This is a genomic window from Parabacteroides caeci (assembly GCF_023656795.1).
In the GTDB taxonomy this organism is placed as follows: domain Bacteria; phylum Bacteroidota; class Bacteroidia; order Bacteroidales; family Tannerellaceae; genus Parabacteroides; species Parabacteroides segnis.
Map to the genome: position 1 here is coordinate 67,430 of NZ_JAMOKT010000002.1, position 17,223 is coordinate 84,652.

15 protein-coding genes are annotated in these 17,223 nt (G+C 38.9%); 5 read left to right on the forward strand and 10 right to left on the reverse strand.

What is annotated here, in order from left to right; all coding sequences use genetic code 11:
• Window positions 1-202: 202 nt before the first annotated feature.
• The 5 genes from ahcY to NBH15_RS01440 all read left to right on the forward strand — a co-directional run bounded on the left by ahcY (window position 203) and on the right by NBH15_RS01440 (window position 4,636).
• A complete protein-coding gene (ahcY, locus tag NBH15_RS01420; protein ID WP_122326780.1) occupies window positions 203-1,621 on the forward strand; it encodes an adenosylhomocysteinase in 1,419 nt (472 codons plus the stop codon).
• A gap of 180 nt (window positions 1,622-1,801) precedes the next feature.
• Window positions 1,802-2,836 carry a GHMP family kinase ATP-binding protein gene (locus tag NBH15_RS01425; protein WP_009860735.1) on the forward strand — a complete coding sequence of 345 codons (1,035 nt, stop codon included), beginning with the start codon at window positions 1,802-1,804 and terminating at the stop codon, window positions 2,834-2,836.
• Window positions 2,818-3,405: a D-sedoheptulose-7-phosphate isomerase gene (locus NBH15_RS01430; RefSeq protein ID WP_128132768.1), complete on the forward strand. Its 588-nt coding sequence runs from the start codon at window positions 2,818-2,820 to the stop codon at window positions 3,403-3,405. The genes NBH15_RS01425 and NBH15_RS01430 overlap by 19 nt, the downstream gene beginning before the upstream one ends.
• Window positions 3,406-3,408: 3 nt before the next feature.
• Window positions 3,409-4,113 (forward strand): nucleotidyltransferase family protein, encoded by a 705-nt coding sequence (locus NBH15_RS01435; protein ID WP_250821813.1) that lies wholly within the window; start codon window positions 3,409-3,411, stop codon window positions 4,111-4,113.
• The gene (locus NBH15_RS01440) at window positions 4,091-4,636 is read left to right on the forward strand and encodes a D-glycero-alpha-D-manno-heptose-1,7-bisphosphate 7-phosphatase (RefSeq protein WP_128132766.1); all 546 of its coding nucleotides are present in this window, start codon (window positions 4,091-4,093) and stop codon (window positions 4,634-4,636) included. The genes NBH15_RS01435 and NBH15_RS01440 overlap by 23 nt, the downstream gene beginning before the upstream one ends.
• Here the strand turns inward: NBH15_RS01440 and NBH15_RS01445 are convergent.
• The 10 genes from NBH15_RS01445 to NBH15_RS01490 form a co-directional block, all read right to left on the reverse strand.
• Window positions 4,618-5,619 (reverse strand): glycosyltransferase, encoded by a 1,002-nt coding sequence (locus NBH15_RS01445; protein WP_250821814.1) that lies wholly within the window; start codon window positions 5,617-5,619, stop codon window positions 4,618-4,620. The genes NBH15_RS01440 and NBH15_RS01445 overlap by 19 nt on opposite strands.
• A 5-nt stretch (window positions 5,620-5,624) precedes the next feature.
• Complete coding sequence (locus NBH15_RS01450; protein ID WP_250821815.1) at window positions 5,625-7,523, reverse strand: RNA/DNA-binding domain-containing protein; 1,899 nt, start codon at window positions 7,521-7,523, stop codon at window positions 5,625-5,627.
• Window positions 7,520-10,036, reverse strand: coding sequence for a YfhO family protein (locus NBH15_RS01455; RefSeq protein WP_250821816.1), 2,517 nt, complete (start codon window positions 10,034-10,036; stop codon window positions 7,520-7,522). The genes NBH15_RS01450 and NBH15_RS01455 overlap by 4 nt, the downstream gene beginning before the upstream one ends.
• A 26-nt stretch (window positions 10,037-10,062) precedes the next feature.
• Window positions 10,063-10,821, reverse strand: a complete 759-nt coding sequence (locus NBH15_RS01460) for a glycosyltransferase family 2 protein (RefSeq protein ID WP_250821817.1) — start codon at window positions 10,819-10,821, stop codon at window positions 10,063-10,065.
• Between the two features lie 144 nt (window positions 10,822-10,965).
• Complete coding sequence (locus NBH15_RS01465; RefSeq protein WP_129697846.1) at window positions 10,966-12,216, reverse strand: glycosyltransferase; 1,251 nt, start codon at window positions 12,214-12,216, stop codon at window positions 10,966-10,968.
• A gap of 1 nt (window position 12,217) precedes the next feature.
• Window positions 12,218-13,159: a hypothetical protein gene (locus NBH15_RS01470; RefSeq protein ID WP_129697845.1), complete on the reverse strand. Its 942-nt coding sequence runs from the start codon at window positions 13,157-13,159 to the stop codon at window positions 12,218-12,220.
• Between the two features lie 32 nt (window positions 13,160-13,191).
• Window positions 13,192-14,094: a hypothetical protein gene (locus NBH15_RS01475; protein WP_129697844.1), complete on the reverse strand. Its 903-nt coding sequence runs from the start codon at window positions 14,092-14,094 to the stop codon at window positions 13,192-13,194.
• Window positions 14,095-14,112: 18 nt separating this feature from the next.
• A complete protein-coding gene (locus NBH15_RS01480; protein WP_250821818.1) occupies window positions 14,113-15,090 on the reverse strand; it encodes a glycosyltransferase in 978 nt (325 codons plus the stop codon).
• A 91-nt stretch (window positions 15,091-15,181) separates the two neighbouring features.
• The gene (locus NBH15_RS01485) at window positions 15,182-16,171 is read right to left on the reverse strand and encodes a glycosyltransferase family 2 protein (RefSeq protein ID WP_250821819.1); all 990 of its coding nucleotides are present in this window, start codon (window positions 16,169-16,171) and stop codon (window positions 15,182-15,184) included.
• Window positions 16,172-16,217: 46 nt separating this feature from the next.
• Entirely contained in the window at window positions 16,218-17,216 is a 999-nt protein-coding gene (locus tag NBH15_RS01490) for a class I SAM-dependent methyltransferase (RefSeq protein ID WP_129697841.1), read from the reverse strand.
• Window positions 17,217-17,223 lie beyond the last annotated feature (7 nt).

The following is a 17,223-nucleotide window of genomic DNA, read 5'->3' on the forward strand; positions in this document are numbered from 1 at the left end:
CATTATAATACTACGGCTCAATCTATTACAGTTTCCTCGTAGTTTCCTCCCATGGAAACGCGCGTTTCCTGCTGAAGAAACTAGCGTTTCCTTAGCAGGAAATTATGAAGAGATAAGCAGACGGATATGTTTGTCCTTGCAAATCATCCGTACAACTCAATAATTTGTTATCTTTGCCACACATTCAAAATAATTATTATTTATGTCACAATTATTTCCAACTAATCTGCCTTATAAAGTGGCAGATATGAGTTTGGCAGAATTCGGTCGCAAAGAGATTGAAATCGCCGAACACGAAATGCCGGGACTGATGGCTCTTCGCCAGAAATATGCCGCTCAGAAACCTCTGAAAGGTGCCCGTATCACCGGCTCACTGCACATGACAATCCAGACAGCAGTGTTAATCGAAACATTAGTTGCGTTGGGAGCAGATGTACGCTGGGCAAGCTGTAACATCTTCTCTACCCAGGACCATGCCGCTGCGGCTATTGCTGCAACAGGCGTTCCCGTTTTTGCCTGGAAAGGTGAAACTCTGGAAGAATACTGGTGGTGTACCGACATGGCACTCCGCTTCCCTGACGGAAAAGGTCCGCAGATGATTGTTGACGACGGAGGTGATGCTTCTCTTCTTGTTCACATGGGGTATCGTGCTGAAAACGATGCAGAAACCATCAATCGCAAAGGTGGTAACCACGAAGAACAGGTTATTCTGGATACATTAAACAGCATCCTGAAAGAAGATAACCAGCGTTGGCATCGTACGATTGCAGAGATGAAAGGTGTTTCCGAAGAGACAACGACCGGCGTACACCGTCTGTACCAGATGATGGAAAAAGGCGAACTGCTGGTTCCGGCCATCAATGTGAACGATTCGGTAACGAAATCCAAATTCGACAACCTGTATGGCTGCCGCGAATCGCTGGCCGACGGTATCAAACGTGCTACCGACGTGATGATTGCCGGTAAAGTCGTGGTAGTTGCCGGATACGGTGACGTGGGTAAAGGTTGTGCACACTCCATGCGTTCTTACGGAGCACGTGTGCTGGTTACTGAAATCGACCCGATTTGTGCTTTGCAGGCTGCTATGGAAGGATTCGAAGTTACAACGATGGAAGAAGCGGTTAAAGAAGGTAATATTTTCGTTACTACCACCGGAAACTGCGATATCATCACCATCGGCCACATGAGCCAGATGAAAGACCAGGCAATCGTTTGCAACATCGGTCACTTCGATAATGAAATACAGGTAGACAACCTGGTGAACTATCCGAACATCAAACATACCAATATTAAACCGCAGGTTGACAAATATACGTTCCCGACAGGAAACTCTATCTTCCTGCTGGCAGAAGGACGTCTGGTGAACCTGGGTTGTGCAACCGGTCACCCTTCCTTTGTAATGAGCAACTCATTTACAAACCAGGTACTGGCACAGATGGATTTGTGGCAGATGGCTTACGAAGTGGGTGTTTACCGTCTTCCGAAACGTCTGGACGAAGAAGTTGCCCGCCTACACCTTGAACGTATCGGTGTAAAACTGTCTACATTAAGCCCCAAACAGGCCGACTATATCGGAGTTCCGGTAGAAGGTCCGTATAAGGCTGACCATTACAGATATTAAGGATTAGTCCTTTATAGGAGTAACCTTTTCCCCTCTCGAGAGAGGGCAGGGGGTGTGTTAAAGCCAGTTCATAAGGCAAAAAGATAACACACCCCTTATCCCCTCTCAAGAGGGGAAACAGTTACCATCAGTTGCCATAACCAGTAAAATATGGCACATTAACTAATTGGCACATAATCTATGTTATACCGAAGCAAAGCACCTTTCAGACTGGGAATTGCCGGAGGAGGAACAGATGTTTCCCCCTACTCCAACCTCTATGGCGGTGCAATCCTCAACGTTACCGTCAATTTATATGCCCACGCCACTATCCGCCCGCTCGACAACGGGAAAATCAGGTTTGTCCATATCAATGAAAACATTACAGAAGAATTTGACGCTGTAAGCGAACTGCCTCTCGACGGCCCGTTAGTACTGCAACATGGCATATACAATTCAATCGTTTCGCGTTATAACAACGGAGAACCTCTTTCCTTTGAACTGATTACCCAGATGGACGTCCCATCCGGTTCCGGTCTTGGCACCTCTTCCACCTTGGTTGTCGCCATCCTCGGAGCCTTCACCGAATGGTTGCGGTTACCGCTGGGGAAATATGATATTGCCCATTACGCTTACGAAATCGAACGCATCGACCTGAATATGGCGGGAGGCAAGCAGGACCAATATGCCGCTACCTTCGGAGGCGTTAACTTCATGGAGTTTCTGGAAGACGACAAAGTCATTGTCAATCCTCTCCGCATCGGTGATGATATCTTGCAGGAATGGGCCATGAACACCGTCCTCTTCTACACCGAACAACAGCGTTGCTCCGGAAAGATTATCGAAGAGCAGGCCGAAAACGTCAAAAACAATAAAAACGACTCGCTGGAAGCCATGCACAATGTCAAGCATGAAGCATTCCGCATGAAGAATTGCCTGCTGCGGGAAGAATTGCAGGAACTGGGAAAAGCGCTTAACACAAGCTGGACCAGTAAGAAGAAAATGGCCCGCAACATCTCCAACGAATTTATCGACCATATATACGAAACCGCCATGGCCAACGGTGCCCTGGGCGGTAAAATCTCCGGTGCCGGAGGAGGAGGATTCATGTTCTTCTACTGTCCCGGCAATAGCTGCTACAAAGTGTCCGAAGCATTGGACAAGATGCATATCGGACATATACAACAATTTGAATTTTGTAAGAAAGGATTGATTACATGGACAGTAAAGGAATAATCAGAAAACGGCTAGCGCAACACCGCGACATTATCGAACAGATACTGGCGGACGAGAAGCTGCAGGACACAATTGCACAGATCACTGACACGATTGTCACCTGTTTTAAATACGGTGGAAGGGTTTACTTCTGCGGAAATGGTGGAAGCGCCGCCGATGCACAGCACCTGGCAGCCGAGTTCTCCGGCAAGTTTTATCTGGAACGTGACATTTTGCCGTCTGAAGCATTACACTGTAACTCTTCTTACATCACGGCCGTATCCAACGACCTGAGTTTCGAGATCATCTACTCCCGGCTGATTTCGGGTATCGGAAAGGCAGGCGATGTCCTGGTCGGCTTATCCACTTCGGGCAACTCCGCCAATATCGTAAAGGCGTTCGAGACATGCCATGAAAAAGCAATTACAACGGTAGCTTTTACCGGTGCCGACGGTGGCCGCATGCGTGAACTGACAAAACTCCTCATCAATGTGCCGTCTACCGATACTCCACGTATCCAAGAGGCACACATCACCATCGGGCATATCATCTGTGAATTGGTAGAAGCAGAAATATTCGGAAAGGAATAAGGGATGGAATGTATCATACTGGCGGGAGGAATGGGTACCCGGCTGCAAAGTGTAGTGTCTGATGTTCCCAAATGCATGGCTCCGGTAGCCGGGCATCCTTTCCTGCATTACCTGATTACAACGCTGATTGAAGCCGGATTCAAACATATCATCCTTTCCTTAGGGTACAAACATGAGATTATCGGGGAATGGCTCGGGGCAAACCGCTTCTCCGCCGACATATCGACCGTAGTCGAAGAAGTCCCGCTCGGAACAGGAGGAGCAGTAAAGCTGGCACTTTCAAAAGTCCGTACAGAGAATGTGTTCGTCCTGAACGGCGATACATTCTTCGGTGTGAATTATCCGGAGTTATTAAACCTCCACAGGCAAACCAGCGCATCAGCAACCCTCGCATTGAAAAGAATGGAGAAGTTCAGCAGATACGGGGTTGTCGACATCGAACAGGAATCCCGCCGTATCCTGCGTTTCAACGAAAAGCAATATTGCGAATCGGGCCTTATCAACGGAGGCATCTATCTGATTAACCGCAACGAACTGGACGGCTATCCGGCAAAGTTTTCACTCGAAAAGGATTTCTTTGAGGCAAAAGTCACCACCTCCATCCTTTCCGGATATATATCGGAAGGATATTTCATAGACATCGGTATCCCTGACGATTACGCACAAGCTCAAACAGACTTCAAAGATGGAAGATATAAAGCCTTATAACACATTATTCCTGGACCGCGACGGGGTTATCAACCAGCAACGTCCGCACGACTATGTCAAAACAACCGGGGAATTTATCTTTATCGACGGAGCATTGGAAGCCCTGAGGCTACTCTCCCCCCTGTTCAAACATATCATAATTGTCACTAACCAGCGCGGAGTCGGAAAAGGCATAATGACCCGGAAAGATCTGGAAGAGATACATGCTTATATGATGAATGAAGTCTCCGGACAGGGAGGAAGGATAGATAAGATATATGTTTGTACCGATACCAGCGATTACAGTAAGAACCGTAAACCCAACACAGGCATGGCACTTCAGGCCAAAGATGATTTCCCGGACATTGATTTCCTGAAAAGTATAATGGCAGGAGATAGCATCAGTGACATGCTGTTTGCCAAAAATGCCGGGATGAGAGGAGTATTTATAGGAAACAAATATGGCCCGGGAGAAGTATCAAAAACACTCTACCAGGCCCATTATGCGGATTTGCTGAGTTTTGCTCAGGCTTTCTTCTTATAATGCTTCTTCAGCTCTGCCTCAACGTCTACTTTCTGCTTTAAAATCACCTTGCGGACAAATGCACCGATAAATCCCATACCATAACCGCCTAATTGAATAAAGCTGGTCACGATGGAAAGTAAAGCGATCGGCAGGCTTTTATTGACAAACAGAGATTCCAAGAACAGCGCCAGTATATAAACACCCAACGGCAGTAAAGCCCAGGGACAGATTAACGACGATAACAATAAAAACAACACTCCCAGTACAAAACAGGCAGGCAACAGATGAACCAGCTTCAACGAATCCGGATGCATCTGATATAAATCCACACGCGCCATTCCAAAAACATACACTTGTCTGTAGAATGATTTCAGACTCACGCGGCGCTTATGATACACATAGGCTTCCGGAAACAACTCTACACTAAAACCGGCTTTACGGATACGGGTACTTAAATCAATATCCTCTCCGAACATATCCTTAAAGCCGCCTACCTTCTGATAAACTTCCCGCGAGAATCCCATATTGAATGTACGGGGCACGAACTTCTCCAGCCCTTTCTTACTTCCACGAATACCGCCAGTTGTCAGAAAAGAGGTCATCGAATAGCTAATAGCTTTCTGCATCAGGGAAAAAGAGGCATGTGCCCTGTCCGGTCCGCCGAAGCAATCCGCATTTGTCTCTTTCAGATAGTTCGTAACCTTCTCGAAATAGTCTTCCGGAATAATACAATCCGAGTCGAAAAAGACCTGATATTTACCTTCGGCACGTTCCATGCCATAATTCCGGGTCAGGCTTCTGCCCGAATTCGGTTTGAAAAAGTAACGTACATTCAACCGGTCTTCATATTCTTTGACTACCTCGTCGCAACGAACCGCTGAACCATCTTCAATAATCAGCACTTCAAAATCCTTGCAAGTCTGATGCAATAAACTTTCAAGCAACTCCCGAACTTCAACCGGACGGTTATATACAGGGATTATGATTGAGTAAGATATCATAAATTTTACTTTTGTTTTTTTCTATAAGCTTGGTTTGGATGATTCGGGATGGTCGGATAAAGACGCTCTAAACGCTCCTGAGCCAAAAGGAGAGGCAATATCTTATTCTTCAAATAAGTTGGTGTACGAAGAATCACTGTTGCAATCTCATCAACGCTTTTAAATGTATCGCAACAAATCTCAACAACCAACGTCATTAGTTCTTCATTCCTCATCCATTTCTTTCCCCGAAGTGTCATCGTTTCTCCCGAGGTGTCATCATTTCTCCCCCGAGGTGTCATCATTTCTCCTGAGGTGTCATCATTTCTCCCCGGAGGTGTCATCATTTCTCCTGAGGTGTCATCATTTCTCCCCGGAGGTGTCATCGTTTCTTCAAAAAGATTCTTTTGGACAGTTTTTTTCTCTTCGCGTAAATTCAAATGGTAGACAGTCCATCGTCCTTTATTTTCTGCAACCAAATATCCCTCATTGCATAAATCTTTCAATAACTGAGATATTTCCGTTGAATGTTTATTTATCAGTTGCTGTAATCTGACATTAGACACACATCCTTCCATTTCGGCAGTCGTGAGTGCAATTAATCCGTCACCATATAAATGGGTAATTTCTTCCCCAAAAACAGAGATAAGTTTATTTATACTTTTTTGAGGCAATAACTGCTCCATACTCAGGCACAACTCAACTCTATCCGGACGGGGCAACACATTTATCAGAGGTTTTCTCCAATGTGCTCCTTCCCAGGCATTCATAATCCGAGTGCTTCCGGAACCTGCCTTTTCTCCATACCCTAAAAGCAGAAACATTGTTTGGATACTATTATTACGCGGAACGCTAATGCCTCCTTTATAATATTGAGCTTGACTTATCAGTAGACATCCCGGATTAGAGAATAAGAAACAATCCGTATACTTCTTTATTACAACTCCCCCTATCCCGAAATAATCCGCATGAATCAAAGTATTAGCCAATGCTTCCCGTAAGGCTTCATGAACAGCCCCTTCATCATGCCTTTGGCCATTCTTTAGCTTAAATGTTTTCGGAAGAGAACGACTCACCTTAGGCCACACCAAATGAAAAAATTGAAATAGATTAGCCTCCCAGGTCCCATCCGGATAAACTCTGTCTATCCAACGTTCTCCGCTTTCCGGTATCTCTTGATAATCTACATGATAATCAGGAAAAGCCTCTACTATACTTTCTGTTTTACCAAACATCAATAAACCAGCAACCGTCAAGCCTTCTTTTCCTGTATACCTATCCTTTTTCCAACCGCCTAATTTCAGTAATAACCCTTTATCATCCCATTTTAAAAAAGGATGGCCCGGTCTTACACTTCCTAGCAACTGTCGATATTGAGCGACAGATACTTCATCAAGATCTTCCAATGTATAGTTCTCCAAAATTCTGGAGTCGGGTTTGTCTGGCAAGCTATCGGCAAGCATTCTTTTTACTTCGTCCGGAGTACATTTATAATCTCCCGTATGACAACGCTTATAAGTACCTTTCATCGGATCTGAACCGATATAAACAGGACGATTCCTATAATCAGCACAAGAAATACGGAAGGTTAAAATAAATTGTCCTTCTTGTATCTCAAGCATCTGTACATCATTTTCCAACAATAGATTAAAGCTAACCTTTTCCCTATTATTAACCTGATTCCAAAAATCATCTTGAAACTTACGCATCACCATCTGTGGCAGACCATCATAGAAGCATTGGTCATCCTTTTCTGAAATGCCTAGGATGATGATGCCGCCTTCGGTATTTGCAAAAGAAGAATAAGTTTCCCAAAAGCTCTTAGGAAATCCACCTTTCGCACTTTTAAACTCCAGATCAAAAGATTCCGTCAGCAATCCTTTATTCTCCAGAAATTCCACTATGGAACTATAATTGTCTTTCATTCACGACTCTTCTGCCAATATTTCCAGCCGGACCATCCAACTGCAGCAATCAGCAATAACAAGATTAGGAAAGAGCTATAAGCTGAAACATTAGCGGCAAGCACATAAGTATCCGGATGGAAATCAAAAACGATTGTATGTTCTCCCGCGGGTACCAGCATTCCACGTAAAATCCAGTCCGCACGGAAATGATTCGCTTCCTTTCCGTCTATTGTAACTTTCCAACCCGGATAATAGATTTCGGAGAAAACTGCCAGTTGTTCTGAAGATGCTTTCGTTTTATATGTCAACCGGTTAGGACGGTACTTTTCCAACACAATCGTTGCCGTGGAATCTACCTGCGGAGTAAAGCCTTCCAGGTCTTTCGCAAAGCGCTTATCCACCACTGCTGTCTCCAACGGATCAATCGTATTCAAGGCTTCAATCTCAGCATCCGCATTTTCTACAATATCCACCTTATCTACAAACCATGCATTTCCATAAGCATACGGATTTCGAATCGGCGCCTGGTCCGGATTATAAATAATATACCGTGTATTCAACATGTTTAAAGAAGGAGAGGCTGCCAGGACAGGCATTATATCCTGTATGCTCTGTGCCTTTTGCAAAGCACCGATAATATTACGGTATTCACCATCCAGACGATAATCAATCAATTCCTGGTAACGACGTAATTTAACGGCATGATATCCTCCAATCGAATGATGGAAATAAGAAACGTTTGTATCCTGCCACGGATTATTCAGTCCAAACACGCGGAAAGATTCATCCGTATCCTTAAATATCTCTTTATCAGCAACACTTTCCTTATAAGATTCTTCCGCTTTTTCCTTTACATAATTACTATCGTCCAGATAACGACGGTCGACAGACCATAAATCAACCAATATCAACACGGCCATACCTGCACTCACAATCATAGAAGCAGTCGTCTTATTTTTCGCCTTCCAGTACCAAAGCAATAAACCGGCTCCCAACAAAATAAAAATCAAAGAACGCAATGCATCCGACGAAGCCAGCGAAGCACGGTCCATCAACAAAGCAGTGTAATACCATTCCGGAACCTGGTTCTGGAACTGTGCATCATAAGCAGAATGGAAATTCAACAATAATGAAGGTATCAGGAAAACAATCAGACAAATACCACCAGTTATGCCTAAAGACCATAAAAAGCCTTTTTTCATCGTTTTATCATCCACATTTCCCCTGAATATTTCCCGTAATCCCCAAATAGCAACAAGAGGAAATACCAATCCTGGAATCACCAAAGCCATTTCTACTGTTCTGAACTTATTATACAAAGGCAAATAATGGAACATTATATCATTGAATGCATCAAAATTACGTCCTAAAGCCAGGAATGTAAGGAAAACAGCCCCGCCAAACAACCACCATTTCATCGGGTTACGCACCACGAACATCCCCAATACAAACAAGAAACATACCAATGCTCCAAAATAAACAGGTCCTGATGTAAATGGTTTATCCCCCCAATAAGTATAAGTCTGAACCTCTTTTCCTACCTGGGCACCATTTTTCTTCAATTCTTTATACAACTCGGAAGAACTGCCTAATGTACCTCCCGAACTACCTCCATATACATCCGGAATCATGACAGTCAATAACTCCTTCCAGCCATAACTCCATTGGAAAGCATAATCTTTATCCAAACCGGAAGAGGCTTTCTCCACTTTTCCCGTTTCGTCTGGTTTAGGCGTCAGTTCAGAGACTCCACGGATAGAATGTTGTCCCAAATCCCAGTTGGAATACATATGTTTTGCATTGGGAAGGACTGCTAAAACTACACATGCCAGCATAATCAAAGACGTTTTAAGCCAGTCGGCAGTCTGCTTTTCCTTAAGCATCCTGATAGAATATCCCAAATAGATGAAGAAGCATAACAAAACCAGATAATAAGTTATCTGAACATGCCCATTCAACAAAGAGAAAGCCACTCCTAAAAGGAACAGGACTGCTCCCCAAAGCCATTTTCGTTTAAACAGCAAGAACATACCCGCCAACGTTACAGGCATATACCCTATCACATAAGCCTTTACAATATGTCCCGCTTCAATAATGATTATATTATAAGAAGCAAAAGCAAAGGCAATCGCTCCCGCTATCGCCAGCCACCAGTTCACTCCCATGATGCACATCAACAGATAGAAACAGACTAACCCGGTAAAAACCATGGCAGCATGAGTATATCCCGGAGTCTTCAACCATCCGTCAACAATGCCATAAGAGGGCAATTCCGGAGCCGGACTTCCATATCCCGGTCCATAAGGCATCCCCGAAAACATAGCATCCGACCATACACTAAACTCACCCGGTTCAGCAGTCTTTGCATATTTATCGACCTGACTTCCTCCCATACCGGCAGCTTTCACATTATCACCTTGTCTGATAACCTTTCCATCAAACACTGCGGGAGAGAAATAAGCCATCACCAACCCTAAAAACAAGACAAGGGCAGCCACATGCTTACCCACATTTTTCATCATACTATGCATAATATGTATCTTCTATATATTTTCGTTTACACTCTACCTTTGAACCACTTAGCAAAATAAAAGCGAATAGCAAACCAGACATGAAGTAAAGATGTTGATATTACTCCATAATACCGGCACATAATATCATATCTTTCTTTCAAAGAGGCTTTGCGCTGAGTCGTGCTAACCCCGCCATCCAGGAAGTTAGATAATGTCATTCGCGTATTATATATTTTACCTGCTTGTTTCATACTTCTGATACACCAGTCGAAATCAGCAGAATAGCGATATGTTAAATCATATAACGGAGCAATACTACGTTTTGTTATAAATGACTGATGACAAACTAACATGCCCATCCGGAAGCTTTTCCATGTAAGTTTGTTTGGGGCCTTCAATCTCCGTTGTCCTAACGATTTACCTTCTTCATCAACAATAACCGTTTCTCCATAAATAATATCAGGCAGAACTTTCTTCTTCTGAACTAAAGAGGCAACCCGTTGTACGATATCGGAGGTAAATAAAGAATCCCCGGCATTAATAAACCATACATAGTCGCCCGTAGCTTTCTGAAGACCTTTATTCATTGCATCATAAATACCTTTATCCGGCTCACTTATCCAATAAGAAATTCCGGAAGCATATTGCTTTATAATATCCACCGTCCCATCCGTCGAACCTCCGTCAATAACGATATATTCAATATTCGGATACGATTGGCTCAGCACCCCAAGAATAGTCTGCTCTAACCAACGGGAAGCATTATAGGTGATTGTTATGATTGAAAAAACTGGTTGTTGCATGTTAACTTTTTTACGAACTAATTAATTCAGACTAAGTTTGTATATCAATCTATATCAAAAAAAAGATTCTTCTTTCAACATATTCAAATAACGTAAGCCTCTATTCTTATTTTTATAATACAGATGGCAATATTAACATCCTCATTATGCATCTAACAACTTATGATATAAAGAAATATATTTATTAGCAACGATTTCCTCAGAATAATTATCATGCACTTTCTTTACACAAGATAAAGAAATATCTTTATTATTACGATTATTCAGAGTCCAATCAATACCTTCTGCAAAATCTACAACATTACGATATTGCGCTAAATAACCATTTATTTTGTGATCAATAATATCTGTTTGTCCGCTATTATTAAAACTAACCACAGGGCAAGCACAAGCCATAGCCTCGATAATCGTTTGACCAAACGTTTCATAATATGAAGGAACAACAGTTACATCTGCCGCAGAATACAACTCTGCTATTTTTACAGAGTCACTTATCTGTCCTAAGCATAAATAAGGAACCGATAGATCATTCAATATGGATTTATCTTTTATAGCTCCAAATAAAAGTAACATAACATTTTTAGTACTCACTTTAGATAAGGCATCCTTCAAATATCCGAATCCTTTGATTGGATCATCTAAACGAACCGCCCCCATTAAAATAACAGATACATCCTGCGATATAGAATATTCCCTACGAATAGTCATCTTGTCCCTTTGGTAAAAAACAGACAAATCTATCACATTTGGAATAACAGTAATATTTAGCTCTTTTGTCAAACTACTTTTTTGAGCCATTTGGGCTAACCAGGAACTAACTGCTACAATTTGAATATTTGAAGAAGCTATAAACTTTTTTTTATGCCAAATTTGATAAGAGATATCTTTAGAATTTTTTGATTTCAAAAAAGGACACATTCCACAGTTTTTCGTAAAACCTTCACATCCCCAGGAATGGTGACAAATTGAGGTTACAGGCCACATGTCATGCAATGTCCAAACTATAGGCTTACCTGTATCAATTAATTTTTTTATATCATGCAAAGATAGCATACCCTGATTTATCCAATGAATATGTATTATGTCAGAGGATATAACTATATTCTCTTTAGATATATCTATCCCCGTATTCGCCAAAGAAACTTTAAACAAATTAGTACGATTAAATCCATTATTCATAAAAATCACTATCCGTTCCCAAAAGAAACGACAATAATTCTGTCCAGAACGAAATGCCGATGTATTAAGAGACAGAATATCAGACTCTCCTGAAGCAATCTGCTTAACCAACAATTTAGAATTAATCCGCATTTTTATTAACGCACGCAATAATCGCTTTGCAGCTATGGCCGCACCTCCAAAATATTCATATGTACTAATCAAAAGTACTTTCATATCATCTTGCCACTATTTTCTTGATATAATTAAACAGCATTGAAGGATTAGATACTGCTTTTTTTATAGATTTCATTCTTGCGAATAACATTTTTTCAGAAAACATCCATGTTAATGTATAGAAAAATCCGGACTGATGGTGATTTTTGTCATCCAACAAATATTTGAATATGGAGTACTTTGATCTTCCTTGAAAGTGAAGACAATAAAATTGAACAAAAGTACCATCTTCTACCAACTTGCCATATGGCAAATCATTTTTCCAATAAATCCTCTTTTTGGAACCTGCCATTTCAAATCCAGAGGAAACAGTAATAGCACCATCGAAACAGACTCCATTTTTCGGTATTGATAAATCAATCACATTGTCTGAGACTTTATTTTGATACCACATAAATGCAGTCATATCACAAATTCCTCCAGAAAGTTTTTTATCAACTATATTCTGATAAGTTGATTTTAGTTCACCCAATATTCTCTCATCAGTATAAAAAGACAACATTAAATTACACAACTTTTCTATCGAAGAAACATTAAACAAAGAGTTCCCTGGTCCAATTTGATGACATACTGTAAAATCATAATTTAAATAACGACTAAAAATTTCATCTACATTACAATATAATAACACATCAGAATCAAGGCAAAGGAAATGTTGAATATTTTTTTGCTTAATAAAATCTCTTATTACAAACCATCTTTGAAAACAAAATAGTTCATAAGCATAAAAATTAGAAGACATATGCTTGTAAACTTTTTGAAATTCATTAGCACCATCCATATACAACTCTATATAACAATGCTCTACACAGCTATATTTATTCGTAGATTTATCACTAATCAAATAAATTTGACTATGAGGATTAATTAATCGAGCCTGTTTCAAAACAGGAGATAAATAAAAACTATCTCCTTTATGAACAATTATAATAGGAATTTCCATTAAATGCCAACATTAGAGTTATAATGATCTCATTACAACAGATTAAACATATATCTTAGAAGTCTTTTATAAGAAAAGAAATTATTCTTTACCGTACAAATATCAATAGATTTATTTGCCAGTATATATCTTGGATGTTTCAAAGGGAGTTTGATCTCTTCGGACTCAATGTAGTATTTACTATTACCCTTAGTATGAGTTGCATCCGGACTATTCAACCCGATATTAGTGACCAAATTCACCTGAGGATAAACAGATAACTGATTTTGTACTCTAAGCATAAATAAATATTGAACATCCCAGGTATTGATACCATTTATATTCTGTAATGTATCATCTATAAATGAAGTAAAATAAATTTTTTCACGAATATTCCTAAACAATGAATCCTTCAAGAAACTATTCGATTGAGCATCACGCCAATACGAGAAATTCACATCATAGTTTTTCCACACTCTTCGCCAAGATGCCCAGCCCCAAATATGAGAAAATGAACAAAAATCATAGCTAACTTCATTGGAAACGATCCCTTTAAAAAAATTATTACCACCTATATGTCCAATACGGTCATCATCCCTATATTTAATAAGCAATTCTTCACAGAAAGGGAAGAATGATAGGTCAGGTAAACAATCATCTTCCAAAATTATGCCATATTCTTCTTTTTCGAAAAACCATGTAATGGCAGAAGATACAGCCAACTTACATCCTAAATTCTTTTCACGGAATAAAGTATATACCTCACAAGGCCAATCAATCTGATCAAAGATACGACGTGTTTCTTCACTTCGTTTGATCTCATCCGGGCGATTATCCCTCGGTGCATCAGCAGCCACATACAATCTACAAGGCTGTATCTGCCTTATACGCTCAAAAACTTTGGCTGTTGTATCGGGTCGAGCAAAAACTAAAAATAAGATAGGAGTCTTAAACATAAAAAGTATTTCAACATTTTAATCCGGTTTAGACATATATCTAAAATAATCACTTGAAGATATAGGAAAATATAATGCACGCAAAAAAGTAAGGAAGTTATCTGGCTCTTCCACATAAAAAAGTCTCGTCCTTCTCTTCACACAAAGATATATGATATTCAAATATGAAAAAAGACCTTTTTGTGAATTATAATATGCTATCTTTTTTGCATAAACATTACAATCTTGATTCGGAAATTCATTGAGTAGACAGCACATATCAATAAAATAAGACCTGATCTTAGAGTGTAGCTTCAAATACAGAATGAACGTCCTTAATAAGGAAGAAATAATATTTTTAATATTTTTCGTACTCTTTCCACGCTTCATTACGGGCAACGTAAAAGTCGCAGAGGAAGAATGTTCTCTATGATTAACCAAAATCTTATTGCAGAAGCTCAGTTTACCCAAAGCTGCAGCTGTTATCGTCATCAAGTGATCATAAAGGATAAAATCCATCATAGGAACCTTACTTAATAACTCCTTTCGAAATAACAAAGTATGACCAGGAGTAGAAGACGCAATATAAATAAGCCTTTCCAAATTCAAATTAGGTATTCTATTGTCAAAATAAATAGATTCATTATCAGCAAAAGGCTTCGAAAATCCACTTGACAACCAATTATCTTGTATTGAATTCATTTGATTCTCAATTTTATCTAATTCCCAAATATCATCTTGGTCAGAAATAGCTATGAAATCACCTTTAGCACGAGACATTGCAGAAAAAAAATTAGCATTTATACCTTTACGAGTCTCATTACGATATACGTGTATACACGTATATCGTTTTTCAAATGTTTGAAAAACGATATTACTAGAATCTGTAGAACAATCATCTTGGATTATAATCTCATATATAGGATAAGTCTGATTAATAATGGACATTAACTGTTCCTCCAAATATAACGCACCATTAAAAGTACACATTACAACACTTATATTCTTGTATTCCATAAAAAAACAGTTATGAGAATTAAATACCTATAAAAAACATTTATCACCTCCATCCTATTTATTTTAGTATTCTCTTTTCACTACATTACTATTAGATTTTTTGAGTATGTACAATAATTGATAATAATAACCACTTCAATTTATATGGTAACAAAAAAATAAAATGTTTCATTTTCTCTGAACAACTCAATGGCATCCTCAAAAAATCATTAAAACTCAACAACGGTACAGAAAACTTAACTAATAAATTATTTTTGTCATCAGTTAGAACTTTTCCTTTTAATAACAACCATATTGGAAAAAGTCGAAAATTATTCACATACCGTAACATTTCAATATAATTATCATCAGTCAAATATTTTGGCAAAATACCAGCCATATATACAAATCCTAAAAATAAATCAGAAATATTCTTCTCCTTATAAACAGAAGTAACCGAATTCTCCCTAAATCTCCATTGATAAATAATAGATGACGATAATCTTATTTTATTCAAACACAACATTAAATGAAATGTAAAGGGAGTATCTTCATGATTACAAAATTCAATAAAATTCAAATTATGTTCTCTCAAAAAAGATAATTTATAAAGTTTACCCCAAATCATTTCATAACATGATTTTTTAGCAAAGTAGGTACTTACAATTTCATTTTTGCCAATCAAAGCATTATCTGGCAAACAAAACATTTCGCTCTTTTCATTAATTACCCTCTCAAAAGATGCTGCAATCATATCATAATCATCCTCTTTCAATAAATCAACTAACAGTTCAATTGCATTATTCAACAAAATATCATCACTATCCAAAAAAAATAAATATTCACCAGTCGCTTCTAATATTGCTGTATTTCTTGTACCACCAAGTCCTCGATTTTTAGGATGCTTTATTATACGAATTGCTTCTTTGCGAGAATGACTATTTACTATATCATTTACAATATCCATACTATTATCTGTACCTCTATCGTCAATAATAAGATACTCTATATTAGAATAAGATTGTTCTAACGCACTTAGTAAACTATCTCTTACATAAGCAGCAACATTATAAACTGGAAAAACTAAGGATATTTTTTTCATCTCAGATTATTTCTATATATCACTTTAAATGAACAAAGACATTATTTTATTTTTTTGAAAGGACAGCACACAGACCGCATGTTCTTTTATAAGATGGATAAAATATTTTAGCTATCGTCGGATAAAGTCTTTGAGAAAAAGACTGATAAAAAGAACTCCTCTTAAATTTTACAGGAAATATACCTCCTTGATAATATCCTATCCATTTTTGTGGAATAGGTTTACCATCAGCATCTAATATATAAGAATTTAAAGCTGGTTCTTGATTATAAGGCGACATAGAAACCTGATATGAATTTGAATAATCCAAAAAATGAATAGACAAATTCAATGAGTCAGCCATATACTTAATGGATTCTTCCGAGAACCACCAACAATGCACAGGAGGATTGTCACCACTCCAAATTACATCTTCAGGATAAAAAGACTTATTAGGAGTTGTTAAAATAATAGAACCACCCGGTTTTAGAATTTTTGCTAAAGCACTCATAAAAGCTAAAGGTTGTTCAACATGTTCAATAACTTCTGTTAATATTACGGCATCTGCACTTTCTGGATAGAGTTTTGCATATTCGAACAAATCTCCACAGACATAATAGTCTCCAAAATATTTTTTGGCCTGGCTTACAGCAGATTTGGATACATCTAATCCCTTTATATCATAACCCGCCTCATGCAGTGCATATGTTAAATAACCATACCCACAACCAATCTCAAATATTTTTCCAGATTTTAAGTGAAGCATCTTCGTCAAAGCATAATTAACAGACCAATAGGTCAAACTTTTAGAGATCAAATAACGAAGAGGATTTTTTTGTTGTTTTATTTCCCTATAAATATCAAGATATTCACTATAGCCAGGTAAATGGCTTGAATTATTATAGATCAAATCATAAAGTTTTGTAGTATCGCAACGTGGCATACTGAAAGCTGTATTACAATTACTACAGTGATAAATACTAAAAACAGTTGGTTCTTGATAACCAGTCCATTTATCACATTTCAAAATGGTTTCATTTGCACAAAGAGGACAATTTACTTTCATGTGGATT